General features: G+C 44.8%; 27 protein-coding genes and 1 pseudogene. 16 read left to right on the top strand and 12 right to left on the bottom strand.

The window, feature by feature from the left end:
• From R7041_RS16640 to R7041_RS16615, 6 genes and pseudogenes are all read left to right on the top strand, one after another.
• Positions 1-177: pseudogene (locus tag R7041_RS16640) on the top strand (DNA polymerase III); the annotation flags it as partial.
• Positions 178-223: 46 nt separating this feature from the next.
• Positions 224-1,183 carry an acetyl-CoA carboxylase carboxyl transferase subunit alpha gene (accA, locus tag R7041_RS16635; protein ID WP_005380365.1) on the top strand — a complete coding sequence of 320 codons (960 nt, stop codon included), beginning with the start codon at positions 224-226 and terminating at the stop codon, positions 1,181-1,183.
• Positions 1,184-1,289: 106 nt separating this feature from the next.
• On the top strand, positions 1,290-2,600 hold the full coding sequence (gene tilS, locus R7041_RS16630; RefSeq protein WP_017636042.1) for a tRNA lysidine(34) synthetase TilS: 1,311 nt from the start codon (positions 1,290-1,292) through the stop codon (positions 2,598-2,600).
• A gap of 70 nt (positions 2,601-2,670) precedes the next feature.
• Positions 2,671-2,985 carry a c-type cytochrome gene (locus R7041_RS16625; protein WP_017636043.1) on the top strand — a complete coding sequence of 105 codons (315 nt, stop codon included), beginning with the start codon at positions 2,671-2,673 and terminating at the stop codon, positions 2,983-2,985.
• 186 nt (positions 2,986-3,171) lie between these two features.
• Entirely contained in the window at positions 3,172-3,510 is a 339-nt protein-coding gene (gene glnB / locus R7041_RS16620; RefSeq protein WP_005380372.1) for a nitrogen regulatory protein P-II, read from the top strand.
• Between the two features lie 140 nt (positions 3,511-3,650).
• Positions 3,651-4,496, top strand: a complete 846-nt coding sequence (locus R7041_RS16615; RefSeq protein WP_017636044.1) for an endonuclease/exonuclease/phosphatase family protein — start codon at positions 3,651-3,653, stop codon at positions 4,494-4,496.
• Position 4,497: 1 nt separating this feature from the next.
• Here R7041_RS16615 and R7041_RS16610 read toward each other — a convergent pair whose 3' ends face one another.
• The 3 genes from R7041_RS16610 to gloB all read right to left on the bottom strand — a co-directional run bounded on the left by R7041_RS16610 (position 4,498) and on the right by gloB (position 7,777).
• The gene (locus tag R7041_RS16610; protein WP_005380375.1) at positions 4,498-5,184 is read right to left on the bottom strand and encodes a YIP1 family protein; all 687 of its coding nucleotides are present in this window, start codon (positions 5,182-5,184) and stop codon (positions 4,498-4,500) included.
• Positions 5,181-6,764, bottom strand: coding sequence for a LysM peptidoglycan-binding domain-containing protein (locus tag R7041_RS16605; RefSeq protein ID WP_017820746.1), 1,584 nt, complete (start codon positions 6,762-6,764; stop codon positions 5,181-5,183). Before R7041_RS16605 ends, R7041_RS16610 begins: the two co-directional genes overlap by 4 nt.
• Positions 6,765-7,018: 254 nt before the next feature.
• Positions 7,019-7,777, bottom strand: coding sequence for a hydroxyacylglutathione hydrolase (gene gloB, locus R7041_RS16600; RefSeq protein WP_017636045.1), 759 nt, complete (start codon positions 7,775-7,777; stop codon positions 7,019-7,021).
• A gap of 37 nt (positions 7,778-7,814) precedes the next feature.
• Here gloB and R7041_RS16595 point away from each other — a divergent pair, with 37 nt between their 5' ends.
• The gene (locus R7041_RS16595; RefSeq protein ID WP_017636046.1) at positions 7,815-8,561 is read left to right on the top strand and encodes a class I SAM-dependent methyltransferase; all 747 of its coding nucleotides are present in this window, start codon (positions 7,815-7,817) and stop codon (positions 8,559-8,561) included.
• Here the strand turns inward: R7041_RS16595 and rnhA are convergent.
• Positions 8,558-9,022: a ribonuclease HI gene (gene rnhA, locus R7041_RS16590; protein ID WP_005380384.1), complete on the bottom strand. Its 465-nt coding sequence runs from the start codon at positions 9,020-9,022 to the stop codon at positions 8,558-8,560. The two genes, R7041_RS16595 and rnhA, sit on opposite strands and share 4 nt — an antisense overlap.
• Before the next feature lie 59 nt (positions 9,023-9,081).
• Here rnhA and dnaQ point away from each other — a divergent pair, with 59 nt between their 5' ends.
• From dnaQ to R7041_RS16565, 5 genes are all read left to right on the top strand, one after another.
• Positions 9,082-9,804 (top strand): DNA polymerase III subunit epsilon, encoded by a 723-nt coding sequence (gene dnaQ / locus R7041_RS16585; RefSeq protein ID WP_017636047.1) that lies wholly within the window; start codon positions 9,082-9,084, stop codon positions 9,802-9,804.
• 8 nt (positions 9,805-9,812) lie between these two features.
• Positions 9,813-11,063, top strand: a complete 1,251-nt coding sequence (locus R7041_RS16580) for a TIGR03503 family protein (RefSeq protein WP_025768253.1) — start codon at positions 9,813-9,815, stop codon at positions 11,061-11,063.
• Between the two features lie 221 nt (positions 11,064-11,284).
• Complete coding sequence (locus R7041_RS16575; RefSeq protein WP_005380387.1) at positions 11,285-11,815, top strand: hypothetical protein; 531 nt, start codon at positions 11,285-11,287, stop codon at positions 11,813-11,815.
• 191 nt (positions 11,816-12,006) lie between these two features.
• Entirely contained in the window at positions 12,007-12,399 is a 393-nt protein-coding gene (locus R7041_RS16570) for a DUF1353 domain-containing protein (RefSeq protein WP_206949375.1), read from the top strand.
• A gap of 84 nt (positions 12,400-12,483) precedes the next feature.
• A complete protein-coding gene (locus R7041_RS16565; RefSeq protein WP_005391824.1) occupies positions 12,484-12,894 on the top strand; it encodes a GNAT family N-acetyltransferase in 411 nt (136 codons plus the stop codon).
• 73 nt (positions 12,895-12,967) lie between these two features.
• Here R7041_RS16565 and R7041_RS16560 read toward each other — a convergent pair whose 3' ends face one another.
• Both R7041_RS16560 and fadE read right to left on the bottom strand, forming a co-directional pair.
• Positions 12,968-14,743, bottom strand: coding sequence for a SulP family inorganic anion transporter (locus tag R7041_RS16560; RefSeq protein WP_042521426.1), 1,776 nt, complete (start codon positions 14,741-14,743; stop codon positions 12,968-12,970).
• Positions 14,744-14,948: 205 nt separating this feature from the next.
• Positions 14,949-17,393 carry an acyl-CoA dehydrogenase FadE gene (gene fadE, locus R7041_RS16555; protein WP_064368712.1) on the bottom strand — a complete coding sequence of 815 codons (2,445 nt, stop codon included), beginning with the start codon at positions 17,391-17,393 and terminating at the stop codon, positions 14,949-14,951.
• 376 nt (positions 17,394-17,769) lie between these two features.
• On the opposite strand from fadE, the gene lpcA reads away from it, so the two are divergent.
• Both lpcA and R7041_RS16545 read left to right on the top strand, forming a co-directional pair.
• Positions 17,770-18,345 carry a D-sedoheptulose 7-phosphate isomerase gene (gene lpcA, locus R7041_RS16550; protein WP_005380392.1) on the top strand — a complete coding sequence of 192 codons (576 nt, stop codon included), beginning with the start codon at positions 17,770-17,772 and terminating at the stop codon, positions 18,343-18,345.
• 50 nt (positions 18,346-18,395) lie between these two features.
• A complete protein-coding gene (locus R7041_RS16545; RefSeq protein ID WP_053304068.1) occupies positions 18,396-19,241 on the top strand; it encodes a class II glutamine amidotransferase in 846 nt (281 codons plus the stop codon).
• Positions 19,242-19,630: 389 nt separating this feature from the next.
• Here R7041_RS16545 and purN read toward each other — a convergent pair whose 3' ends face one another.
• The gene (gene purN / locus R7041_RS16540) at positions 19,631-20,287 is read right to left on the bottom strand and encodes a phosphoribosylglycinamide formyltransferase (RefSeq protein ID WP_025768256.1); all 657 of its coding nucleotides are present in this window, start codon (positions 20,285-20,287) and stop codon (positions 19,631-19,633) included.
• Between the two features lie 151 nt (positions 20,288-20,438).
• Complete coding sequence (purM, locus tag R7041_RS16535; protein ID WP_005389861.1) at positions 20,439-21,479, bottom strand: phosphoribosylformylglycinamidine cyclo-ligase; 1,041 nt, start codon at positions 21,477-21,479, stop codon at positions 20,439-20,441.
• A 179-nt stretch (positions 21,480-21,658) separates the two neighbouring features.
• On the opposite strand from purM, the gene upp reads away from it, so the two are divergent.
• Positions 21,659-22,285 carry a uracil phosphoribosyltransferase gene (gene upp / locus R7041_RS16530; protein WP_005380401.1) on the top strand — a complete coding sequence of 209 codons (627 nt, stop codon included), beginning with the start codon at positions 21,659-21,661 and terminating at the stop codon, positions 22,283-22,285.
• A 116-nt stretch (positions 22,286-22,401) separates the two neighbouring features.
• Here upp and R7041_RS16525 read toward each other — a convergent pair whose 3' ends face one another.
• Positions 22,402-23,655 (bottom strand): uracil-xanthine permease family protein, encoded by a 1,254-nt coding sequence (locus R7041_RS16525; protein WP_318114618.1) that lies wholly within the window; start codon positions 23,653-23,655, stop codon positions 22,402-22,404.
• Between the two features lie 365 nt (positions 23,656-24,020).
• Between R7041_RS16525 and R7041_RS16520 the strand changes: the two genes are divergently transcribed.
• Positions 24,021-25,229 carry a DUF2066 domain-containing protein gene (locus R7041_RS16520; RefSeq protein ID WP_158156766.1) on the top strand — a complete coding sequence of 403 codons (1,209 nt, stop codon included), beginning with the start codon at positions 24,021-24,023 and terminating at the stop codon, positions 25,227-25,229.
• A 140-nt stretch (positions 25,230-25,369) separates the two neighbouring features.
• Here R7041_RS16520 and R7041_RS16515 read toward each other — a convergent pair whose 3' ends face one another.
• The 3 genes from R7041_RS16515 to arsC are packed head-to-tail and all read right to left on the bottom strand — an operon-like array spanning position 25,370 to position 26,753.
• Positions 25,370-25,810 (bottom strand): DUF2069 domain-containing protein, encoded by a 441-nt coding sequence (locus R7041_RS16515; protein WP_005380407.1) that lies wholly within the window; start codon positions 25,808-25,810, stop codon positions 25,370-25,372.
• Positions 25,811-25,832: 22 nt separating this feature from the next.
• Positions 25,833-26,402 carry an NAD(P)H:quinone oxidoreductase gene (wrbA, locus tag R7041_RS16510; protein ID WP_005380409.1) on the bottom strand — a complete coding sequence of 190 codons (570 nt, stop codon included), beginning with the start codon at positions 26,400-26,402 and terminating at the stop codon, positions 25,833-25,835.
• Positions 26,403-26,753 carry an arsenate reductase (glutaredoxin) gene (arsC, locus tag R7041_RS16505; RefSeq protein ID WP_064368710.1) on the bottom strand — a complete coding sequence of 117 codons (351 nt, stop codon included), beginning with the start codon at positions 26,751-26,753 and terminating at the stop codon, positions 26,403-26,405. It lies immediately after the preceding gene.
• Between the last annotated feature and the right edge of the window lie 85 nt (positions 26,754-26,838).

The raw sequence follows: 26,838 nt of genomic DNA, 5'->3' as shown, positions 1-26,838 counted from the left end.
CGTATTTTAGAACCGCACAAAGCCGGAACCGTACCCGTCAATGTATACTACCAGCGTGCCGACGCCAGAGCGCGGTTAACATTGGGCACCGAGTGGCGAGTTACGCCAAGTGATACATTACTCGACGATTTAAAACAGTTGCTTGGCAAAAGCCAGGTAGAACTCGAATTTAACTAAAAATTCAGCGCAATATGTTAGACGCTGAGTAAACAAGGATTCATAGATGAGCCTAAACTTTCTTGAATTTGAAAAGCCAATTGCAGAACTAGAAGCGAAAATTGAAGCATTACGTGATGTCTCTCGTCACGGTGGTGATTCTGCGATTGACCTGGATAAAGAAATCGAACAGCTTGAGAAGAAAAGCTTAGAGCTGAAGAAAAAAACCTTCAGTGACCTAGGTGCATGGGAAACAGCTCAACTGGCTCGTCACCCACTACGTCCTTACACGCTGGATTACATCCAACACGCTTTTGAGGAGTTTGATGAATTAGCGGGTGACCGCGCGTTTGCAGACGACAAAGCGATTGTGGGTGGCATGGCTCGCCTTGAAGGCCGCCCTGTGATGATCATTGGTCACCAAAAAGGTCGTGAGACCAAAGAAAAGGTGAAACGTAACTTTGGTATGCCGAAACCAGAAGGCTACCGTAAGGCTCTACGCTTGATGGAAATGGCAGAGCGTTTCAACATGCCGATCATCACATTTATTGACACGGCTGGTGCATACCCAGGTGTGGGCGCAGAAGAACGTGGTCAATCTGAAGCTATCGCGAAAAACCTAAAAGTGATGTCTGGTCTTAAAGTACCAGTAATCTGTAACGTTGTCGGTGAAGGCGGTTCTGGTGGTGCACTAGCAATCGGTGTAGGCGACTACGTGAACATGCTTCAGTACTCTACGTACTCAGTAATTTCTCCTGAGGGTTGTGCTTCAATCTTATGGCGTGATTCAGACAAAGCGCCACAAGCGGCAGAGGCAATGGGCCTAACTGCTCCGCGTCTTAAAGAGCTTGAACTGATCGACGAAATCATTGAAGAGCCACTAGGCGGCGCTCATCGCGATCATGTTCAAATGGCAGCGAATATGAAAGCGACACTACTTCGTCAGCTAGAAGATCTAGAACAACTGGATGAAGAGACGCTACGTGAACGTCGTTACCAGCGCCTAATGAGCTACGGCTACTGTTAATTTCGGTGATTGCTGTTAAGCGTTAGCTGATATCTCAATTGATAACAGTTAAAATAGAAAGGGTTGGATGAGAGTCCAGCCCTTTTTTGCATCTATCGGATCGTTTATGGAATCGCTTTACCTGCATTTTGCTCAAGTTCTCGGCCGCTACTATCAATTAGGCACTAAGGTTGTCTTGGCGTTTAGCGGAGGAGTGGATTCACGTCTTTTACTCGAATTACTCAGTCGCTACCAACAAGCGCATTCGATAGAGTGTCACGCTGTGTATGTGCACCATGGTTTAAGCTCGAATGCCGATAATTGGGCCGATAAATGCTTACTTTGGGCACAACAAGTGGGGATATCTTGCTCGATTGAGCGAGTGAGCTTAGACATCAGCAATGGTGAAAGTATTGAACTTCTTGCTCGTGAAGCTCGCTACCAAGCCTTAACTAAGTACATTCAAGAAGGCGATATACTGTTGACTGGTCAACATGCCGACGATCAAATAGAGACTTTTCTCCTTGCTCTTAAGCGCGGTAGCGGGCCAAAAGGGTTATCTTCGATGGCGGAGAGTATGCCGTTTTCTTGCGGATCTCTAGTTCGACCATTGCTTACTATCAAGCGGAAGACCATCGAAGACGCCGCTACTAAATTAGGCTTGGAGTGGGTGGAAGACGAAAGCAATCAAGATACCCGTTATGATCGTAACTTTCTTCGTCATTGTGTTATTCCTGAATTGTCTGGTCGTTGGCCGAGTATCCATCAAGCGGTTCAGCGCAGTGCAAACTTATGTGCTCAACAAGAAGCGCTATTGGATGAACTATTGAGCGCGGTGTTTGAACGCGCTTTACAAACGGATCTAAGTTTGAGTATTGAAGAACTGGCTAAGCACAGTGGATTAGCGCGTGCGCGCTTGATTCGTATGTGGCTGTCTAAGCTTAATACTAGTATGCCGACTCAGGTACAACTCAATCTTATCTGGAATGAAGTGGCATTAGCTCAGCAAGATGCCAACCCCAAACTACAACTTAAACAAGGTGAAGTGCGCCGTTTTCGAAATCGTCTCTATTGGGTAACGGAAACGGCTGATGTCACTAAGTGGCAAAGTACGATTCAAGTTGATGCGACTTTGTCGCTGCCTGAGGGACTCGGGGAGCTGACCTTAACGACGAGTTCTAGTAACGCAACGATTGCGCTACCGAGTCAGCCAGAATTGCTTCGCGTGACCTTCAATCCGGAAGGCTTATCAGCGCATCCAACCACGCGTAATCACAGTCGAAAACTGAAGAAGTTATTCCAAGAATACAATGTGCCAAGCTGGCTGCGTCGTCAAATTCCGATTTTAATGTACCAAGACCGAGTCGTTGCTGTGGCAGATCTGTTCGTTGATCAGGCGTTTAATGGTCAAGATTGTGAACTTATTTGGCGCAGGTAATGAAAATTCATGCCACAATGTCGATTATAAAATATAAAAATCCTTAAATAATAATTGATTAGGTGAAGCAATGAAGAAAACAATCATGGGTGCAATGGTGGCGTTAACCATGTTCAGTGGGCAGGCTCTAGCTGCGGGAGATGCTGCAGCAGGTCAAGCAAAGTCGGGAGTATGCGCGGCGTGTCATGGCGCTGATGGTATTGCTGTCATTCCGGGTTACCCAAATCTGAAAGGGCAAAATGAGCAATATATTATCAGTTCAATTAAAGCTTATAAAAATAAAGAGCGAACAGGTGGGCTTGCTGCTGTGATGCAAGCTCAAGCTTCATTGTTGTCTGATGAAGATATCGCTAACCTAGCGGCTTACTACGCAAGTTTGAAGTAAACGCGAGTCTGAAAAAGCTTGGACGATTGGGCATTGAGCAGTCCTCATTGGGTTTTATCAACTCACGATATTCGCTATGTTAATTTGCTCAGCCTGGATTTTCGCTGGTGGATCAGAGACAAACATTGAATGTTGCGAAACGCTAAACGATAATAAGCGCAATCGATTGAAGCTTAAGGGATGAACATGAAAAAAATTGAAGCGATTATCAAGCCATTTAAACTGGATGATGTTCGAGAAGCGCTAGCTGAAGTTGGCATTACAGGGATGACAGTCTCTGAAGTGAAAGGCTTTGGTCGCCAAAAAGGTCACACCGAGCTTTACCGTGGTGCAGAGTACATGGTGGACTTTCTACCTAAAGTGAAGCTCGAAATCGTTGTAACGGAAGATGTGGCTGATAAATGCGTAGAGACAATCATTGAAACCGCGCAAACTGGTAAGATTGGTGATGGTAAAATATTCGTCACTGATATTGAGCGTGTGGTTCGTATTCGTACTGGTGAAGAAGACGAAGACGCGATCTAAGGTTTCTTGTCACTTGTTTCGTATTTATTATGCTAAAAGGGAGCCAAGTGGCTCCTTTTTTGTTGTTTGCTTATTAGTGAAATCATTTAACCCGAGATTTGTTGTTCTAGATTTCGGGTGCCTACATTCAGGTTTGTCGTATGTTTAAGCGTTTTTTTCTGGCGTTAGCTTTTCTCGTAATGGCGGTATTGGTTGGCTTCCAGGTTATTTTCACCGTACCAGATCAGCCGCAAATTATTACTCAAACAGGTACCGAGCTGACACAAGATATCAGGTGCATCGAATTTAGCGATTCAAAAGCTCTCGATCATGACGGCAAAATCAATGTGCTTGTCTGGAATATCTACAAACAGAACCGGGCTAATTGGCAACGTGCACTCGATGAGTTTTCTGCTGATAAGCAGTTACTGTTATTGCAAGAAGCCAGCATGACACCATCATTTAAACAGTGGTTGGTGGATGGTCGCTGGGTTAGTAATCAAGTGAGTGCTTTTAAGGCGCTGGGTAGCGGTGCCGGTGTAATTAGTATTGCTCAAGGGCAACCAGAAAAAGCCTGCGCTTACACCTCTAAAGAGCCGTGGCTTCGCTTACCTAAGTCTGCATTATATAGCCAGTATCACTTGAGTAATGGCGAGAAACTCGCAGTGGTGAATGTACATGCAATTAACTTCACCGTGGGTACAAAAGAGTATGTATCTCAGTTAACGGCGGTTGAAATGCTTTTAAAGCATCATGTGGGGCCAATTCTATTTGCTGGAGACTTCAATAGCTGGAGTGAATCTCGCGTTAATGCGATGAGGCAGGCCTTAAAGGCTGCGGACTTACAAGAGGTGACGTTCTTGCCGGATCATCGAGTCCAATTTATAACAGGGTTACCACTGGACCATGTGTTTTACCGAGGTCTGACGCTTAAGTACGCAAAAGCGCCGCAGAGCGACGCTTCCGATCATAACCCATTGTTATTGTCATTTACGTTAAATAACTAGCTTAGGTTACCACAATATAAAGTGCCCAAATAACGTAGAAGAATACCCATGGCAGGCTTGCTATCACCAAAGCTTGGCCACGTTCAAACTCCGTCCACGTCAGTACAACGCCGTAGCCGAGCACAATGTACCAAGGCAGAAGCAAAGGTAACGAGCTAGCGAAATGAGACCATTCGTTAGTAAGAGGCAGCTTTAATAGACCATTGAGGCTATTTAAATCGGCAGCGTAAGTCATTACCTGACCATGCTTGAGTAGCAAGCTCGCGTAGCTTGCTACATCGCCCAATACTGCTGGGAATAAGATAGCACACGATGCGGCAAACCATTTCCAGTAACCGTATTGTTGTTTGCTTGCCTTTGTTGCAAGAAAGAACCAAAGCGCGAGCAATAGTAAGGTGGCAAAGCGGTTGAATACATCATTGATGATCGCGCTTGCCATTAGCGTGTTTGGTTCTAATAGCTCAATCTGCTTCGGGTCGATTTGCTGAAATTGCGCAGCAAGTTGGTCACTGAGCCACGTGAAATCGACATTCGAAAAGTAAGCACCCCAGAATAAAAACGGACTAAGCATCAGGAAGATGAACGGTTGCCATCCCCATCCACCGCGTTGATAAAGCGCAAGAAAACAAGATGTTGGAGAACGAAAAATGTCCAACAGCATCACAAGTGGATTGCTTGATGGGTTCATACACTTACCTTCGTTACGTCAACGTACAACTTAAGCTTTTGACCTGGTTGTAAGTATTTTTTCTTGTGTAGCGAGTTCCATTTCACGATGTCGTTCGTTTTTACTTTGAACTTGCTTGCAATGCCGCTAATGGTGTCGCCAGAGCGAACGTTGTAGAAAACGGTACGGATCACAGAACCTTTGTCTGAGTCTTTCCAAATCACTAGCTTTTGACCCACACGCAATGGATCTTTAGGGCCCATACCATTCCATTTAGCTAACGATTTATACGACACTTTATTGTTACGTGCGATTGACCACAAACTTTCTCCAGACTGAACGACATGGGTGAGCTTGAGTTGACCACGAGCACGAGATTGAGTCTTGTTTAATCGGTTTTGTGCCGTTAATGCATATTTTGCATCGTCTTTTGTTGATGTCGGAATCAATAGGTATTGACCAATACGAATGTTGTTATTCGATAGGCCGTTGGCACGTCGAATGACTTTCGTGGTTGTGCCGTATTTATTAGCTAGCACGCTTAAAGAGTCACCAGATTTCACCTTGTAGCGAGCGACCTTCATCCCTTTACCGCGATTTTTCTCCACCTTGGTGAGAAAAGTCTCTTTTTTCTCTACGGGAATCAAAAGTTGGTGCGGCCCCTCAGGCGCTGTCGACCACTGGTTGTATGCTGGGTTGTAACTCTGCAACTCTTTTACGCTAATGCCGGCATAATCTGCGGCAATAGCCAGATCTAACTGCTCTTCTGGATCAACAAGCGTTAGAACAGGCTTGTTTGGAATTGCAGGAATATTAAGTCCGTACTTGTCTTGGTTTGCGATAACGTCAGCCAAGGCCAATAGCTTAGGAACGTAACTGCTGGTCTCTTTTGGTAAGTCTAATGAGAAGAAATCGATAGGTTTACCGAGCTTTTTATTCTTACGAATTGCGCTAGAAACTCGGCCTCCACCGCTGTTATAAGCGGCGATTGCATGTTCCCAGTTACCATCAAAACGCTCGTTTAGTTGTACTAGGTAGTCCAGCGCTGCATCCGTTGCTGCTGCCACATCTCTGCGACCGTCATACCAGTAGTTTTGCTCTAATCCCATCATTTTTCCGGTGCCTGGGACAAATTGCCACAACCCAGCCGCGCTACCATGTGAGTAGGCAAAGGCATCGAATGAACTTTCCACTACAGGAAGTAATGCAAGCTCCATTGGGAGTCCGCGCTCTTCGATACGTTTTGTGATCATGTATAGAAAAGGAGTCGCACGCTTAGATACCGTGTAAAGGTGATTTGGGTGCTTTAAATACCACGTACGGTAGTAGTCCACTTTCTTGTGGTTTGGGATATCCATGTCCAGCTGCATGGCGATACGTTGCCACACATCTTCTTGTTCTTGGGGGGAGAGAACTTTAGGCGCGTCGTTAGCGGATTTTTTTGCTAGTGACGATTTATTGCCCGGTTGAGCTTTTACTGCATTTTGCTTTGCAGTCTGCTCAGATTTATTGGTTTCTGGTGTAGAAGACGTTGAATCTGACTGAGTCAATTGACAGCCAGATAATAACAACGCCAACGCCCAAGTATACTTCAAACGCATGGATTCAGCCTATTTAGGGCCTGTTTATCTTCACCTGCCTGTCGCGCAACGTAATGTGCGTGGCAGTCGCAAGATAATAGACATCTTTTAAACACTAACTAATTTATAGAGGCAAAGAGCTTCTAATTATGCAATGGGGAGAAATTCAAATAGATTTATATCAACCCCAAACGTAAGAGAAGCGCCAGTGGCGCTTCTCGAAAAATCAGTCCCTGATAATACTGGGGTCTTGCAAACTTACAAGCAGAAAATGGTTAAAATTCGTTCTTCCACTCGCGTAAAGCAGTAAAAACCGAGCATGGATCGCTATTTTTAATGCGACTAGCAACAGATTGAACCACGTCAGGGTTAGAGGTTCGCAAGAACGGATTAATCCACTTTTCTTTGCGTATTGTTGTTGGAAGTGTCGGAATGTTGAGTGCTCGCAGTCGGTTTACATCGTCGCGATATTGGCGAAGTTGCTCATTGTCAGGTTCAACCGCTAGAGCAAACGCCACGTTACTCGCCGTGTATTCATGTGCGCAGAAGACTTGAGTTTCTTCTGGTAGAGACGTTAGTTTACTCAGTGATTCAAACATTTGCTCAGGCGTACCTTCAAAAATACGACCACAGCCAGCGGAAAAGAGCACATCACCGCAAAACAGTTTTCCGTCTCCAACGTAACCGATATGGCCCAAAGTATGACCGGGTAACCCAAGTACTAAGAAAATCTCACCAAACAACTCCAGCTTGTCGCCTTCTTCCATTGGTGTCGTTAGGGTTGGAATTGGCTCTGATTTTGGGCCCACAACGGCGACGTCAGGAAATGCACGCACTAAGTCTGGAACGCCACCAATGTGATCGTTGTGGTGGTGCGTAATTAAAATCGCTTCTAAAGTTAATTCGTTAGCCTGCAGAAATTCTAATACTGGCTTCGCATCGCCCGGATCAACGACTGCGCAGCGCTTATCGCTATTTTGTATCAGCCAGATGTAATTATCATTAAATGCGGGTATGCTTTTGATCTCTAACACGATTCGTTCTCCGTCACCCATTTTAGTCAGGTGGTTAATGAAACCAGCACTCAGCAACAAAACTATACCACACCCGTCGACTTGGTCAGCAATGAACAACGGTCCGTGGGTGCTTGAGTCAATCCAGACCCGACTTGATGAATGGTGCCCGAAACTCTTCGGCTACCATATGCTCAAACTGGGCGGGTTGAGCTGTGAGCTAACCAGCTGTAATTGTAACATTCAACACCAAGTCAACGTAGATATCCAGAACCCGTTGCATAATGTGATTGCAGATGGTTACGAATTACCCTTTTTGGAAAAAAGCTTTGATGTTGTGATACTCGCTCATCAGCTCGACTATGCAAGCGATCCACACCGTTTGTTGCGTGAAGTCGATAGAGTGATGATGGATGATGGCTATGTAATTATTACTGGATTCAACCCATTAAGCTTGACTGGATTAGCGAGTTTGCTTCCATGGCGTAAACATAATTTGCCTTGGAGTGGACGAATGTTTACGTCGAACCGCATCAAAGATTGGTTAGGGTTACTTAATTATCAAGTGATTCATTGTGATCGTTATGCGCTGTTTCCGATGAAACGTTACCGTACGATGTGGACATGGTTGGAAAATAGTCTTGGTGATTGGGCATCACCCGCTGGGAGTTTGTATTACATAGTCGCGCGGAAACGGACATACCCTCTCAAGCCTATCAAACCGCATTGGCGCTTGAAGAAAAAGCTCACACCACTTGGGGTGATGAATCGAGAGGGTAACACTATGAGGAAAGAATCTCGCTAAGAGGGTTGGTAACCTGTATCTTCCTCAGTTGGGTTTTCTGCAGCAGTCCGGGCTAGCTCATCACACATTTCGTTCTCACGATGGCCCGCGTGGCCTTTTACCCAATGCCATTCAACTTGATGGCGTGCGGTTTCTTTGTCTAGAGCTTGCCATAAATCGGCATTCTTCACGGGTTTTTTATCCGCTGTTTTCCAACCACGCTTCTTCCAGTTATGGATCCACTGAGTAATACCTTGGCGCACATATTGGCTGTCAGTCGTTAAAGTGACTTTACAAGGTTGTTTTAACGTCTGTAGCGCGACGACAGCCGCCAACATTTCCATGCGGTTGTTGGTAGTTAACGTATAGCCTTTGGAAAGTGTCTTTTCTACGTCTTTGTAACGCAATACTATGCCGTAACCACCTGGTCCTGGGTTACCTAAACAAGAACCGTCAGTGAAAATCTCAACGTGTTTGGTCATATTTTTTGGTACTATTAGCCGAAACATTTAATAAAGCATAGTCTGACATACATAACCTTATGAATACCAGCAGCAATTCTGAATATAACCGCATTGTCGTTCTCGATACCGAAACCACAGGTATGAACCGCGAGGGTGGTCCTCACTACATGGGACACCGCATTATTGAAATCGGTGCCGTGGAGATCATCAACCGTAAGCTGACTGGTCGTCACTTCCACGTTTATTTAAAACCCGATCGTGAAATCCAACCAGAAGCGGTTGAAGTTCACGGTATTACGGATGAATTCTTGGTTGATAAACCGGAATACGCGAGCGTGCACCAAGAGTTTCTTGAGTTTATTAAAGGCGCAGAACTTGTTGCCCACAACGCGCCCTTCGATACCGGCTTTATGGATTACGAGTTTGGCATGCTCGATCCTAACATCGGCAAAACGGACGACTACTGCAAGGTGACCGATACCCTTGCTATGGCGAAGAAAATCTTCCCTGGTAAGCGAAACAACCTTGATATCTTATGTGAACGTTACGGTATTGATAACTCGCACCGTACACTCCACGGAGCTTTGCTCGATGCGGAGATTCTAGCCGACGTTTACCTCTTTATGACGGGTGGTCAAACGAGTCTAGAATTTAACGCGAATAAACAAGAGGGTGGGGTAGAAACCATTCGTCGTATTGAAGGAAGAAAAGCGCTAAAGGTTTTGCGCGCAAGTGCCGATGAACTAGAAGCTCACCAAAAAAGATTAGAGTTGGTGAACAACTGTATTTGGCATCAATAGGAGAAGCTATGTTGAGGGCTTTGTTGGTCGCGTTTTTAGCGATATGGAGTAGTCTCTCGAGTGCTGCGAGTGAATCTACAATGTCTTTGTTAGACAATCGCTTTCGAGTTGATCCAACCATCGAGCAGATCACGTTTTTGGTTTATCGTGAGCAAAGTTCTCAGCCAGTTGTTTTAGTCCGTCCTGACGGTAAAAAATACTATGCTTGGGGCTCTTACGACAATGTACGTTGGTATCAAGAAGCCTCACTCGATATTATTTCCGTTGATAACCCTATGCCAGGTCCATGGCAGGCTGTGGGGAAAGTTACGCCTAAAAATAACATCCGCTTAATTTCTCACCTAAAGCTCAGTACGGATCTGTTCCCAAACCGATTATATAATGGGGAAGCGCTTAAGTTTACAGCTCGCCTGACCTCCGACGGCAAACCTCTTGTACTGCGCGACTTCCTTGATCGCGTGAATCTGCGCGTGACATTTACCAAGTTTGTCGAAAATGAAGATGAGCTGATCAAAGAAGCACGTCCAGTGCCGATGGTTGTGGGTGAGTTTTCTGATGACGGCCGAGGCTTGGATGAAAAAGCAGGGGATGGAGTGTTCACGGTTCAGCTCCCAATAGACGTTGAGCCTGGTAAGTACCGTGCGCGCATCACGTCTGGCAATGGCGTATTCTTACGAGCGCAAGAGCAAGTCATCTTGGTTTATCCGAACCCAATCTCTCGTACTTTTATTCAGGCTCGTAATCCCGATAAGCCACACCAATTAGTGGTGAGTGGCGAGCAAGGTATGATTGCACCAGGCTCTATTGCAGTCACAGTGAAAAAGGACGCTCCCGATGGTTTCATTAGTTACAGCCAAGGACAGGTCTCTAAAGATGGAATGAGAGTTACGTTGAACCTCAATAACGATGCTGAGCTTGGTAAGTACGCATGGCGCGGCGAGATCTTTGCCACTGATTTTGCAACTCAGCGCTCGTTGGTGTTTCCTATCCCAGAGCAAACCTTCAGTGTTGTTGATGAAGTTGATCTAGAAGCTGCTCGAATTGCAAAAGAAGCTGAATTAGCCGAACAGCGCCGTATTGAAATGGAAAAGCAAATTATCGCTGAGCGAGAGGCTGAGCGTAAGCGCAGCATGATTATTATCGCGGTGGGTAATTTGATAATGCTGCTGATTGTGATCATTGCATGGATAGTCTGGCGCAAAATTAAAGCGAAGCGCGATGCCATGCCAGAGATGCAATTAGAAGTACCAAAGAAATAGTAGTAACACATAAAGCGAGAAACGGAGCCAATCGGCTCCGTTTTTTTATCAAGTTACCAAGTTGGAAGAAGAAAAATGGATAAATTATGAATATTTAAGTTTACTGTATTCAAATATATGTTTGGGATTTTATATAAATAATATATCATTTTTACTTTCTAAATTGGTTGCATTTTTAATGTGACTAACTTTCAAAACAATCAATTAAAGATAAAGAAATAATGAATAAAATTTTAGCTTTTTTTTGTGCAGTGATAATTGTAGGTTGTTCTTCTATTGATAATGGTGTTAATAATCCAGATTCGGGAAGTAATAATTTAAAATCACTTGATACCTTCACTTTCGATCCCTTAAGTAAAATCCAAAAAGTAGAAATACCAACTTATTATGATGGCTTGTTTGATACAGCAAGACCCTATTTAGATGAAAAGTACCCTTACACCTATGTCAGTAAACCTCAAGCATACATAATTGATGACGAGATTATTTCTTTTGCTCCTTGGTTTCCTGTCGAAGGAAGGTTTACGGTTTTTCCAACCGCTCACTATATAGTTATAACTCAAGAAACCGAGAGTGGCTTAGTCTCCGCACGATTTAATCATGAACAAGTAATTAAGCTGTTAAGTGAAGAGTATAAAATTACTGAGCATACAAGTCCGTTTTTTCATTATGTTCTAGAGGTTTCTCCAAGTGAACAAGCCAATTTTGTAGAAGATATCCATAAAAAATTGAGTAGACTTCCTTCAGAATAAGGATTGTTGGTTGAATTTTGGTCAATAAAGTCAGGGGTTCTGGCTTTATTGATTGCATGGAGTTCTATTTATATTGATTTGGGCTTTGTAATAGGTAGTACGCCATAATAACAAGAGCCGATCTTTTAGGGTTTCTGGATAAATATTCAGCTGTGCGTGATAAATAAGAATAAGTAAACGCGAGGTCTCTGATGAGATACAAAAAGCGTCAGAAGTATAAATACACTCTCCATTCTGAAGAAAAGATTGAGACTCACATTTCAGTGAGTAACGCGTATGACAGCCCTTTTCTTAGTTTGTCCAAACAAGGCGTGTTAACGATTAAAAAGGGCTATGCATGGGATGGAGCGAGTGGGCCAGCGTTAGACACAAAAAACATTATGAAAGCTTCTTTAGTGCATGATGCTCTTTACCAACTCATGAGGGAAGAGGTGTTGCCTCAAAGTGCTCGAAAGCATGCGGATACGTTGTTGAGAGAAACATGTTTAGAAAAAGGAATGTCTAGCTTCAGAGCAACTTATATCTATTATGGCGTCAGAGTTGTCGGCGGGTTCTTTTCTAGACCCGATACTTTGTGTGCTTAATGGGAACATCTTTCCAACGTATAACTGTTTATTTATACAGTTTAGTTATGTAAGCTCCAAGGTGATACAAAGGAGTAGTACATAATGACAATAAGATATGAAGAGCATGTGCCAAGCCCGAAAGAATACTGTGATATGCGTATAAAAGCCGGGCTATCACCTAAATCGTTGAAAGCTGCTGAAATTGGCCTACCCAATTCGTTATATGGCGTATCTGTTCGGGATGAAGGAAAGCTCATTGCAATGGGTCGGGTTGTTGGTGACGGGGCGTGTAACTTCGAAATTGTCGACGTTGCCGTTGATTCTGATTATCAAGGTAACGGTTTAGGTAGAAAAGTCATGGAATACATCGACGGTTATCTTTCTTCTGTTGCACTTGAAGGCTCTTACGTTTCTATGATTGCTGATGAACCGGTCTTTTACGAAAAGCTTGGTTATAGGCTGGTGGCTCCTAAAAGCCAAGGGATGACAAAAAAGTTTAAGCCAAAGGCGTAACACGTATTCAGCTGTGAAGATAAGCACTAGAAAACAGGAGTTTAATTTCCTGTTTTCTATATTAAATTTGTATTTAAGCCACTTCTGGAATTGGTTTGGGTAGCTGCTCTAAATCAGGCTCTTTTTGAACAGTAGGAATTTGTCCCTCACCCACAGCACTGATGTAACAGCCACTAAGTTTAATGGCAAGGTACATATCAGCTCGCAGTAAGATGCCTCCTTCACTGGTGCTGATACCAGTAAGCTCACACCATTGACGAAGACGTCGTTTCCTTCCTGCGAGGATTAAGCGTACACCTCTCTTTTTCAAAGTATTGTGAATATCTGCCAGTGTTGCCATCACACTGAGATCCAAGTGAGTAAAGCTCGATACGGCGTCGATGACAACGCAACTTGCGTCTTTGTGATGCTCTGCCTGCTCTAACACTCTACGTTTAAAGTAAGGAGCATTGAAGTAAGTTAGCGGTGAGTTAAAGCGGTAAATCACCATTCCAGGAATAGGCGAAGCTTTTCCTGAGTCGTCGATGGTCCGAATGGTACCTTTTTCATCCAAGCCAAGTAGCTGATCACTCGGCCGCATGACAATACGTAAAAATTGAAACAGCCCTAGCAATACCGCCAAAGTGATCCCCGGTATTACACCCACGATCAACACAGAAATAAAAGTAATGATGGCCAGATAAAATGCATCTTTGTCACGAGATTTTAATTTCCAAATTGCTTTAAGATCGAGCAGCGATAGGGACGCAATGATCAATACAACACCAAGTGAAGCGATAGGGATGAACTGCAAAGGCTCGTAAATAAATACCGCAATAATGGCGATGGTGATTGCGGCGACAATCGAAACTAATTGAGATTTACCGCCATTTGCATCATTGACGGCTGTGCGTGAGTCAGCGCCGCTTATCGCGAAACCTTGTGAAAACGCTGAGGCAATGTTGGCAAAACCCAACGCCTGAAACTCTTTATTTGCATCAATATCATAACCGTTTTTAGCCGCGAAACTGCGGGCGGTGAGCATCATGCTAACAAAACTGACAATCGCAAGGTTGAGCGCTGGGACTACTAGTTCACGAACTTCACCTAGCTCAAATTCTGGTGTTTGAAACTGAGGGAAGCCACCTTGAGTGAGTCCGACAACCGATACGCCCATTTCTTGTAAATGGAAAAACCAAACTGACGCAGTAGTTACGAGGATCGCCAGCATGGCAGCAGGCCAAGTTGGTCGGTAGCGTTTGGTGAGCAAATAAACGACAACCGTCACGATACTCAGAGTTACAGTAGGCCAATGAAGATCGGTTAATCGTTGTGGAGCTTCCCATAAACGTTCCAGTAAATAACGTTGCTCGTATTTCAAACCGACTACTTTCGCAAACTGACCAACGATAATTGTGAGAGCAACACCGTTGAGTAGACCCAAAAGAATCGGACGAGAAAGGAAATCTGCAAACACTCCTAGCTTGAAACGACTTGCCAGTACACACCAAATCCCCGTCATCGCTGTCATGGTCATAACCAACTGCCAATGTTTTGTGGGGTCACCTGCGGCAAGTGGTGTCACAACAGCAGCGATCACTGCACAGGTTGCTGCATCGGGTCCGACAATGAGTTGTCGAGATGTGCCCATCATGGCGTAAACCAACATTGGCAGTACACACGAATACAGACCGACAATTGCGGATACACCAGTTAACTGTGCATAAGCTATGGCAACTGGCAGTGCAACCGCGACAACAGAAAAGGCGGCTCTAAAGTCGTTAACAAACCATTCTTTTTGATAATGCTTAAGCTGAACAAGCCCTGGGAACCACTGTGCGAGTAATATTTTAGCCAACGGATTTACCATATATGTGAGTGAGTTACTTAAAGTATACACCGCTTAGTTGGAATGTCTGTGAGTTAGTTATCACTGGAAATCGGGGGAAAGATTGGAGTGCGTGGCTTTTATTGCGATTGCGCAGGGGCTTCGTGGTGTGAGGTGTTATGAATGCGATTCTGGAAGCAATAAAAACGGGAGCTGATACTCCCGTTTGTGGTCTCAGATACTAGAGTTACGCGACACTATCCATCTGAGGGTATAGCGGCTTTGCGGCAAGCAGTTCCGGCTCAAAATCGTCAACGTTGATTGTATCTAGACGATGCTGTTCCGCTTCTCTGAGTAGATCGGCTTCTTCTTGCGTGATAAAGCCTTGCTCTAGCCCTTCCTGAGCAATCATATCCAAACGTAAGAATGGGCGACGCTTACCCTGCGCTTTACATACTTTGTCAAACACAGGCTCAGCTTGAAGAATGACTGATAGTGCAAGTTCAATCTTACCTGCTGCGTTGTGCTCGGTTGGTTCAAGGTATTGACCGCGACCAATGCGTGAGCGCGTTGCACTTGGCGTTTGTAGAATGCGCGCCACTTTACTGTCTAGTTTATCGCTTGGCGCTTTGCGTACACGACCGAATGGCATGATTAACACGCGCAGTGCACGACCAATCACTTTGTTCGGGAAGTTTGCTAAGAATTCGTCTACCGCCACTTCCGCTTGTTTCAAACTGTCTTGTAGACCCCAGTGTACTAATGGTAAATCTTCGACTGGGCGGCCATCTTGCTCAAAACGTTTCAACGTCGCAGAGCTCAAATATAGCTGGCTTAGAATGTCACCAAGACGCGCTGATAGACGCTCTTTACGCTTCAAAGAGCCACCTAGCACTGCCATCGAGATATCCGATAGTAAGGCAAGGTTTGCACTGTAGCGGTTCAATTGTTGGTAGTAACGCTTGGTTGCATCTTTGGTTGGCGATGAAGAGCCCAGACCGTCGCTCAAACCAAACCAGATACTGCGCACTAGGTTACTCATTGTAAAGCTCACGTGACCAGCAAGCGCTTTATCAAATTTCTCGACAGCATTACTTGCTTCAGAATACGCCGCGTTCATTTCTTCAAGAACGTACGGATGGCAACGGATTGCGCCTTGGCCAAAGATGATCATTGAGCGTGTTAGAATGTTAGCACCCTCAACCGTTACTGCGATTGGCGCACCTTGGTAACCACGAGCTAGGAAGTTAGAAGGTCCCATACAGATACCTTTACCGCCTACGATGTCCATTGCATCGATGATGCTTTGCTGGCCGCGGTGCGTACAGTGATACTTCACGATAGCTGAGATAACTGAAGGTTTTTCACCTAAGTCGATACCCGCAACGGTTAAGTTGCTTGCTGCATCCATCACGTAAGCATTACCACCCAAGCGTGCTAATGGTTCTTCAACTCCTTCCATATGGCCGATTGGCTGTTTGAACTGACGGCGAATACGTGAGTAAGCACCGGTTGCCATTGCCGCAGTTTTGATGCCACCTGTTGAATTTGAAGGTAGCGTGATACCACGTCCAACCGACAGACACTCAACCAGCATACGCCAACCTTGGCCCGCCATTTTTTCACCACCGATAATGAAATCGATAGGAACAAAGATGTCTTTACCGCGCGTTGGACCATTTTGGAATGGTACATTGAGCGGGAAGTGTCGGTTACCAATCTCAACACCTTTGACATCAGTTGGGATAAGCGCACAAGTGATGCCAAGATCTTCTTTGTCGCCTAGCAAACCTTCAGGATCGCGAAGTTTAAATGCTAAGCCTAGTACCGTTGCGACTGGCGCTAGGGTGATGTAGCGCTTGTTCCAAGTCAGGCGCATACCCAGTACTTCTTTTCCTTCCCATTCGCCTTTACAGACCACACCGTAATCTGGAATAGATCCAGCGTCAGAACCCGCTTCTGGACTTGTTAGGGCGAAACAAGGGATTTCCTTACCTTCAGCTAGACGCGGTAAGTAATGATTTTTTTGATCTTCAGTACCGTAGTGTTGCAGTAGCTCACCTGGGCCCAAAGAGTTAGGAACACCAACGGTAGACGATAGAACGCCAGAAACACCCGTTAGTTTTTGTAGTACTAGTGATTGCGCGTATGCTGAGAACTCAAGACCACCGTACTTTTTCTTAATGATCATGGCGAAGAACTTATGATCTTTCAGGTATTGCCAAACTTCTGGCGGTAAGTCCGCGAGTTCATGGGTCACTTGGAAATCACTCACCATGGCGCACACTTCATTCACAGGGCCGTCTAAAAAGGCTTGTTCTTCCGCACTTAACTTAGGTGCTTGAATTGCGTGTAGCTTTTGCCACTCTGGTTTGCCTTTAAATAGTTCGGCTTCCCACCAGACGGTACCTGCGTCTAACGCTTCTTTTTCGGTTTGAGACATAGCTGGCAGCACTTTCTTGAAAAGCACTAACGCTTTGCGGCTAATTAAAGACTGACGTACGCCAGGAACCGCGAGCACAGCTGCGGCGAGAACGTAAATAGCCCAACCAATAACGCCGACAGTACCAGCTGCTGTAAGAGCCAGCATGGCTGCGGTGAGTAAGCTAATAGATTTCACGAGAGACATGCGGTGGTAGAGCGTAATGCCTAGCACGATCGCCATCGTGATGATTGAGAGCAAGATGTCCATATATATTTTCCTTTTCAGACTTTATAAGTTTTGTACGTCTGTATGTTAGGTAAGAGGTCTAACCAGTTGGTTTAAGTGTAATCAAAATATTAAGGAAATGTAAAACACAAGATTGGATAAAAAGTGATCTAAGTAGAGTTAAAATTCTAAAGTTGAGATTTGAGTGATGGTTTCATGAGCAAGTTGACAAGTTTATTACCATCACTAATCTAAATCTGTTGGTTCACTATCGACACTAATTCTCGTTTGTGGGTAAACTCAGAGTAATCAAACCCGAGTTCAGGTTTATGAAATGTCCGATACCAAATTGGTATCAGAACAATTTGCTCAGTGAGTCAAGAGCTGACTGAAGCCGAAATAATAAAGAGAACGTCTTATGTACCATGATCTGATTAGAAGTGAATTAAACGAAGCTGCTGAAGTGCTCAACAAATTTTTAAGCGATGACCATAACATTGCGCAAATCGAAGCAGCGGCGAAAATGATTGCTGACTCATTCAAACAAGATGGTAAAGTATTGTCATGTGGTAACGGTGGTTCTCACTGTGATTCAATGCACTTTGCCGAAGAGCTAACAGGCCGTTACCGAGAAAATCGTCCTGGCTATGCTGGTATTGCTATTTCAGATCCAAGCCACCTTTCTTGTGTGAGTAATGACTTTGGTTATGACTTCGTGTTTTCACGTTATGTAGAAGCGGTTGGTCGAAAAGGTGACGTACTGTTTGGTCTGTCGACTTCAGGTAACTCAGGTAACATCCTGAAAGCGATTGAAGCAGCACAAGCGAAAGGCATGAAGACGATTGCGCTAACAGGTAAAGATGGCGGCAAAATGGCAGGCCTTGCAGATATTGAAATCCGCGTGCCACACTTTGGTTATGCAGACCGCATTCAGGAAATTCATATTAAGATTATTCATATCATCATTCAGTTGATCGAAAAAGAGATGGAATAATCGTTTACGGCCACCGTTTCGAGCTGTGTTGTTAGGGAGTTTTTTAAACCATGTGTGAATTGCTCGGTATGAGCGCTAATGTTCCAACGGATATTTGTTTCAGTTTTACTGGGCTCATGCAGCGTGGAGGTCGAACCGGCCCACACCGTGACGGATGGGGGATCACCTTCTACGAAGGGAAGGGCTTTCGAACCTTCAAAGATCCCAAGCCAAGTTGTGAGTCTAAAATAGCAGAGTTGGTACAAAATTATCCCATCAAAAGTCGTGCGGTCGTTAGTCATATCCGACAGGCGAATCGTGGTGGTGTTAATTTAGAAAATACTCATCCCTTTACACGTGAGCTGTGGGGTAGGTATTGGACGTTTGCGCATAACGGTCAGCTCTCTGGCTATCAAGACTTACATACAGGCCGACATCGACCTGTCGGTGAAACAGATAGTGAACTGGCATTTTGCTGGTTGTTGAAGCAAATGGAAGATCGATATCCTGAGCCGCCAAAGGATATGGAGTCGGTATTCTTATATGTTGCTAAATGTTGTGATGAGCTAAGAGAGAAGGGTGTATTTAACATGCTTCTGAGTGATGGTGAGTATGTAATGACGTATTGCACCAATCATTTGTATTGGATCACAAGACGCGCACCGTTTGGAAAAGCTGCTTTGCTTGATGAAGATGTGGAAATTAACTTCCAAGAAGAAACCACGCCACATGACATCGTTTCTGTGATCGCAACTCAACCTTTGACGGGCAACGAAGCTTGGCAGCGTATGAAACCTGGCGAATACGGCTTGTTTCACCTAGGTGAACTAGTCAAAAATAATGCCTCTGAACTGGTAAATGTGCCGTTTTCGGCGGCTAAGCCGGGCAATCAAGCGCCAACCGAACCGTTAGAGTGATGGTCTCTTACTCTGAATATAAAAATAAAGCTCGCTTAATCGCGAGCTTTATTTTTATGCGTTTTAAGCCGAGGGCGGATACGGATGAGCATTCTTACTTTCTAGAGTGCTGGTAGTAGAGTCCTAGTCTCGCTAAGGCTTGCTGTAAAGACGTAACTGATAGAAATTTCTCATAAAACACCTCGTCAGTCTGAACGGTGAAGAACGAACCAGATTCAGAATCTACTTTCCGAGTGTTATGTTACTCAAGTGGTTATGGGATTTTTTAGAATGTTGGGTTTTAGGTTTCTAGTCTCACCATGGTTTTCTTGAATCAAGTTTATAAGTATTAAAACAACCAAGAGCAGCCCTCAGGCTGCTCTTTTGTGCTTGGAGTTTATTATTCAGGGCTACTCATCTGAGGCGTACCCATGTACGCCAAGCTCTGCGCCATCTAAATAGGCTTTACCATCCTTCATGATCAACCGCTCGTCTACCAGCCACTTAGCCACCATAGGGTAGATTCGGTGCTCCTGCGCCTGAACACGTGCTGCAAGTACACTAGCATCATCGTCTTCGAACACAGGAACTTTTGCTTGCAGTATGACAGGGCCACCATCAAGCTCTTCCGTTACAAAGTGCACACTCGTACCATGTTCTTTATCGCCAGCATCAATTGCTCTCTGGTGTGTGTGTAGCCCAGGATATTTTGGTAGAAGAGAAGGGTGGATATTGATCATCTTACCCATGTAATGAGAAACAAATGCGCTGCTCAGAATGCGCATGTAACCAGCAAGAATAATCACGTCTGGTTGGTATTCATCTATTTGACTCATTAGCTCTGCATCAAAGCTTTCACGCGAGCTGAATGCTTTAGGGTCGACAAAGTGACCGTCTACATCAAACTTTTTTGCACGTTCTAAACCAAAAGCATCTGCTTTGTTAGAGAACACGGCTGCCACTCGTGCGTTTGGCATGCTGTCTTCGCAAGCTTCCAAGATAGCTTGCAGGTTACTTCCGTTACCCGAGATGAGGACCACAAAGTTTTTTAGGGTATGGTTTTTCATGATGTCGAGAGCGCCTTGGTATTGTAGGTTGGAGTTATGTAGCTTCTAAACTACCTACTAATAGAATGGTTTTTAGTGTTCTAGATAGCAAAATGAGGACCTAGTCATCTAGTGTCCTCATTCTTCTTATCTTTTGAGCTCGATTTGCAAATTATTGGATTTCAACTTGCTCTTCGTTCGCGTCTGCTTGTGCGATTTGACCAATCACCCACGCGTTTTCGCCTTCTTCTTTAAGAAGAGCAACTGCTGCGTCTGCCTGGTCTTTCGGTAGTGCGACGATTAGACCTACACCACAGTTGAATGTGCGGTACATTTCGTGTGTGTCGACGTTGCCTTTCTCTTGTAGCCACTTGAAGATAACTGGCCATTCCCAACTGTTACCATCGATAACTGCTTTCGTGCCTTCAGGCAGTACGCGTGGGATGTTTTCCCAGAAACCACCACCAGTGATATGAGAAATCGCATGGATGTCGTGTTTCTCAATCATCTTAAGTGCTGACTTGATGTAAATTTTTGTTGGTTCTAGTAGGTGCTCACCAATAGTGCGGCCTGCTAGCTCTTCGCTCTTATCTGCACCAGATACTTCTAGGATCTTACGGATAAGGGAGTAACCGTTTGAGTGTGGGCCGCTTGAGCCAACAGCGATAAGTGCATCACCAGCAGCGACTTTCGTGCCGTCAATCACGTCTTCTTTTTCTACTACGCCAACACAGAAACCAGCTACGTCGTAGTCTTCGCCTTCATACATGCCCGGCATCTCCGCAGTTTCGCCACCAATTAGGGCACAACCTGCTTGAACACACCCTTCTGCGATACCTGAAACAACATCCGCTGCGGTATCAACGTCTAGTTTGCCTGTTGCGTAGTAATCTAGGAAAAACAGTGGCTCTGCGCCTTGCACGATAAGATCATTTACACACATTGCCACTAGGTCGATGCCAATCGTGTCGTGCTTGTTCATATCCAGTGCTAGGCGAAGTTTTGTGCCAACGCCATCAGTACCAGAAACCAGTACAGGTTGTTTGTATTTAGTTGGCAATTCGCATAGCGCGCCAAAACCACCGATACCACCCATAACTTCAGGGCGACGAGTGCGTTTTACCGCACCCTTAATACGATCCACAAGCGCGTTGCCTGCATCAATATCTACACCAGCGTCTTTATAGCTAAGAGAAGAGTTGTTACCACTCACAGGGAAGTCCTCGGTATTAAGTTGGATATGAAAACGGCGCTATTCTAACAGTGCTTAAACATAGATAGCAAACGTTTGCGTCTGTTTTTTTCTTTAGTGATTTATCCTGATATCCCTGTGAAAATCATGTATAATCTGAAGGTTTGTTTAAATATTGCCAACTATAGCCGGAGATGGACATGAAAGTTGTTGAAGTAAAGCACCCTCTAGTAAAACATAAAATTGGTCTAATGAGAGAAGGTGACATCAGCACAAAACGTTTTCGTGAGTTAGCGACTGAGGTCGGTAGCCTACTTACTTACGAAGCAACGTCAGACTTTGAAACAGAAAAAGTGACCATTGATGGTTGGAACGGTCCGGTAGAAGTAGACCAGATTAAAGGTAAAAAAGTAACCGTAGTGCCAATCCTACGTGCAGGTCTAGGCATGATGGATGGAGTTCTTGAGCACATGCCAAGCGCACGTATCAGTGTTGTGGGTATTTACCGTGATGAAGAAACGCTTGAGCCAGTTCCTTACTTCAACAAGCTTGCTTCAAACATCGAGGAGCGTATTGCGCTTGTTGTTGACCCAATGCTTGCAACAGGTGGTTCTATGATTGCTACGATCGATCTCCTAAAAGAGAAAGGTTGTAACCAAATCAAAGTGCTAGTACTTGTTGCTGCACCAGAAGGTATTGAAGCGCTAGAAAAAGCACACCCAGATGTTGAGCTATACACTGCGGCAATCGATGAGAAGCTTAATGACAAAGGCTACATCGTTCCGGGTCTAGGCGATGCAGGTGATAAGATCTTCGGTACTAAGTAATTCTTTGATGTATTACTATGACTGAACAGAAAAAGGCTTGGTGAAAACCAAGCCTTTTTTGTATCTACAAGAGGAGAAGAGTAAGACACGCCAACTAATAAAGCGGCGCAAACGAACTATTTCGCGCTTTCTTCTTCCATTTGTGCGTTATCCACAACGTGGTTTTCACCTAAATCGTTTGGTAGCACAAGGTTAAGAATAATTGCCACGATACCGCATAGGCTCACACCTTGTAGACTGAACTCACCAATACCGAAAGCCATACCACCAATGCCAAACACAAGTGTTACGGCAACAATCACTAGGTTACGAGACTTATGTAAATCAACGTTATTCTTGATCAGTGTGTTGAGGCCTACCGTTGCGATGGAGCCGAACAGCAGAATCATGATGCCGCCCATAACAGGAACTGGAATCGTTTGAAGAACCGCACCTAGCTTACCTACCAATGCAAGTACGATTGCGGTGATTGCTGCCCAAGTCATGATCACAGGGTTAAATGCTTTGGTTAGCATTACCGCTCCTGTTACTTCACTGTAAGTGGTGTTTGGTGGAGCACACACCATCGAAGCTGCGATAGTTGCCACCCCGTCACCTGCGATTGTGCGGTGAAGGCCTGGTTTTTTCAGGTAGTTTTTACCTGTAACGTTTGAGATAGCAAGCATGTCACCTACGTGCTCAACCGCAGGTGCGATAGCGACAGGAATCATGAACAAAATTGCGTTGATATTGAACTCTGGCGCGGTGAAGTTTGGCATGGCTAGCCAAGCCGCTTGCTCTACGGGAGTGAAATCAACCACCCCGTAGAATAGAGAAACAGAGTAACCAGCAAGAATACCACCAACAATAGGAACGAGCTTCAAAAAGCCTTTTGCAAAAACGCTGAGTACAATGGTTGTGAGCAGTGAGACCGCCGAGATAATGATCGCAGCATCACCATTAACTAGCTGTGCAGCTCCATCACCAGTTTTACCTACCGCCATGTTCACTGCTGTTGGGGCAAGGCCAAGGCCGATAACCATGATCACAGGGCCAACGACAACGGGCGGGAGAATTTTATGGATAAATCCAACACCGCGCACTTTGATCATAGCCCCTAGAGCCACATAAACTAAGCCCGCTGCCATCAAGCCGCCCATCGTTGCACCGATACCCCAAGTTTGGATACCGAACATAATAGGAGCAATAAACGCAAAAGAAGAGGCAAGGAAGATGGGAACAGAACGTTTAGTCATTAACTGGAAGAGGAGAGTACCGACACCGGCACCAAAGAGGGCTACGTTTGGATCAAGGCCAGTTAGGAGCGGCACAAGCACCAAAGCACCAAAAGCGACAAAGAGCATTTGAGTGCCTTGTAACGCGTTTTTCATAATAATTCCCTATTTTCAAGATACGCAGACAAATCCGGCGAATACTATCATCCTGCAATCGTTTGCAATGTTGCATAGATCAAACTTTCGATTGAATTTTTCCCATAAATAGCACTTTTGAGAGTTGCTTGCTTGCAAATTGTCCTCTTTTACGTGTCTTGCGTGAAGATGAAAAATGGACAGCCTAACTTGTTGAGATAGCTTAATAAGCAATGAGTTTATTATAAAAAATAGCACTGAAGCGCTGGTTGAGGCCCGAGTTAACAAAGCTGGTCATAATACAGACAATTTACTCAGTACTTACCTTGCTCAAGATTTGATAGTTGCTTATTATTCGGGTTCTTGTTCAGAGGATTATAAAAACTATGCGCTATTTAGCTCTCTTACTGATAGGTTGGTTGTCCCTACCAGTATATGCATTAACTCAGGTGGATATCTATCGTGCCGAAGTGGTTATCGACAGTGAGCAGAACGACGGTGAGTCTTTGGCTCGTCAACAAGGTATGCAGGATGTGATTATTCGAGCGACCGGTTCTCAATCCTCTTTAAGCAATCCAGTGATTAAAAAGGCACTTAGCTCAAGTGCGCGTTACATTTCTCAACTGAGCTATGGACAGGTTGATGGAAAAGCGAGCTTAAAAATGTTGTTTAACAACGACCAAATCAGCTCTCTTTTAACACAAGCACAATTGCCATCTTGGTCGCCAAATCGTGCCAATATTTTAGTTTGGATGGTTGAAGAACAGGGTTACGATCGTAACATTGCGTGGGAACATTCTGAATCTTCAAATGTTGCAGCACTTCGTAGCGCAGCGAAACTAAGAGGCCTACCAATCACTATCCCGGTTGGGGATTTTGATGATGTAACCGGTGTTAATGTCTCTGATCTTTGGGGCGGCTTTATTGAGCCAATTGGTCAAGCCAGCCAGCGCTACCCAGCTGACGCCGTTTTGGTTGTACGAGCTCAAGGTGAACAAATTCGTTGGACACTCTACGACCAGTCGCCAACGAGAATTGTAGAAGCGCAACGTTCTCCGCGCAGCGGGTCTGCATCAGGTGCTAATGCTATTGCAGAAATGGTGGATGGCATCGCAGACTACTATGCAAGTAAGAGTGCAGTTGTGGTTTCAGGAAAGTCTTCAAAAGCGCTAGCAGTGAAAGTCCTTAATGTAACCTCTGCCACGGACTTCTTCCGTTTAGAGAATGCGTTAAAACAACTTAATTCGGTTGCGGGTACAGAGATTAAGCGTGTTCAAGGGGACGAGTTAACGCTCAACATCCACCTTTTGGCATCACAACAAGCTTTTGAGAAAGAAGCTTCTTCTATTTCTCAATTAATGGTTTTTGAAGATCCTTTAGGTGAAGTTGATGCCCCAGCTTCAACTCAAGAAGAAGAGCCATTGGTTCAGAGTAATGAAGCAAAAGACGCCGCGACGCCAAAAGAAGCGCAGCCTGAAGTACCAGTAAATGTTGTGGCAGAAGCAAGTGACGAAACACAGCCAACTCAGCCGATGATTGTGGAGCCTGTCCGAGAACAGTATGACTTGATCTACGAGTGGCGCTCGGCATCGTAATCGCCTTCGTAGCGTTCCAGGCGTGAAACGCAAGGATCAAAGACCAATGTGGTAAGCATAAAAAAGAGTCGCAATAGCGACTCTTTTTGTTTTCTAAATTCGTATTCGAACCAATGATCAGTGATTGACTGCAATTGGCGTTATTTATTGAATTTCGCTTTTTCTTCTTTTTCTACTTGAGAGAGGCGTTTCAACTTAAGACCTAGCTCTTTGCCTCTCGCTCTAGCAAACAAAATATTGCCAGCGAAACCGAGTGAAGTCAGTATCAGTTCCACTGCCGCAAGCCAGCGTTCACCCCCATCCACATAAAGGATGGTCAGCGCATGCAAGAAATACAGCATAAGAACAAAGTTAGCCCAAGCATGAGTGTAAGGCTTACCAGCTAAAATACCAGGTAACGGAAGTAGTAGCGGAATACACCAAGCAATAGCAAGTGTTGTGCTGCTGAGGTGAGGGTGAGGGGATAACGCAAGCTGCCAAATAGCGACCCAGGCTAATAAGGCTAAGTTGCCAAATAAAGCCAGGTAACGATAGGTTTTAGCCTGTGTACCGAGTGGTGTTTGGTCTAAAGAGTCAGACATCGATTAACTATCCTTGATTTTACTAACAGACTTTTAGTTTTAACGCTGCAGTTGCCAGCCTTTTGCCTAATTGTTGTGCCAGGCGAATCTCTTCACTGCTTAGGGTTGCCTCATGGCCTACACTGCTGGCGCCATACGGAGTGCCTCCGGACTGCGTAGTGTGTAACTCTGGCTCGGAATAAGGAATGCCCAAAACCATCATCCCGTGATGCAATAAAGGGGTCATCATGCTTTGTAACGTTGTTTCTTGACCACCATGCATCGAGGACGAAGAGGTAAAGACACAAGCAGGCTTATCGATTAAGTCACCACTGACCCATAAAGATGTAGTCTGATCCCAGAAGTGCTTTAAAGGCGCAGCCATGTTGCCAAACCAGACGGGACTGCCAAACGCTAGACCGTCGCACGTTTTCAGTTCCTCTAGAGTAACAATTGGATCAGAAGGGGAGTGTGAGTGAGGTGACAATTCTTCAACTGTACGCAAAATTGCTTGGCATTGAGGAGTCGATTCGACTCCTCTTGCTATTTGTCTTGCCAGTTGTTTTGTCGAGCCATGACGGCTGAAATACAAAATAAGGATCTGGCAATCCATTTATAAAATATCCAACACTTGCTCTGGTGGGCGACCAATTTTTGCTTTGCCGTTGGCAACGACTACCGGACGCTCAAACAACTTTGGATTTTTCGCCATTGCTTCGAATAATTGCTCATCGCTGACGGAGTCTTCGCCTAAGCCAAGCTCTTTATATTCAGTTTCTTTAGTGCGCATCATTTCACGTACAGATGAAAAGCCAAGCTGGGCGTACAGCGCTTTTAGTTCATCCACGTTAAGTGGTGTGTCTAGGTATTTGACGACTTCCGGTGTAACACCATTTTGCTCAAGCAGTTCAAGTGTTTGACGGCTCTTTGAGCAACGAGGGTTGTGATAAATCACGACTGACATGGTTTTCTCCATTTCGTTATTGTAATGCCATGAATCGATCTCTTTGGATCATGAGTTGGTCGATACGGGCATCGTATCGCGCTTG

It is taken from the genome of Vibrio sp. 1751, from assembly GCF_033339895.1.
Classification (GTDB): Bacteria; Pseudomonadota; Gammaproteobacteria; order Enterobacterales; family Vibrionaceae; genus Vibrio; species Vibrio alginolyticus.
The sequence above is the reverse complement of the archived record's forward strand: the minus strand, read 5'-3'. Positions and strand labels throughout refer to the sequence as shown.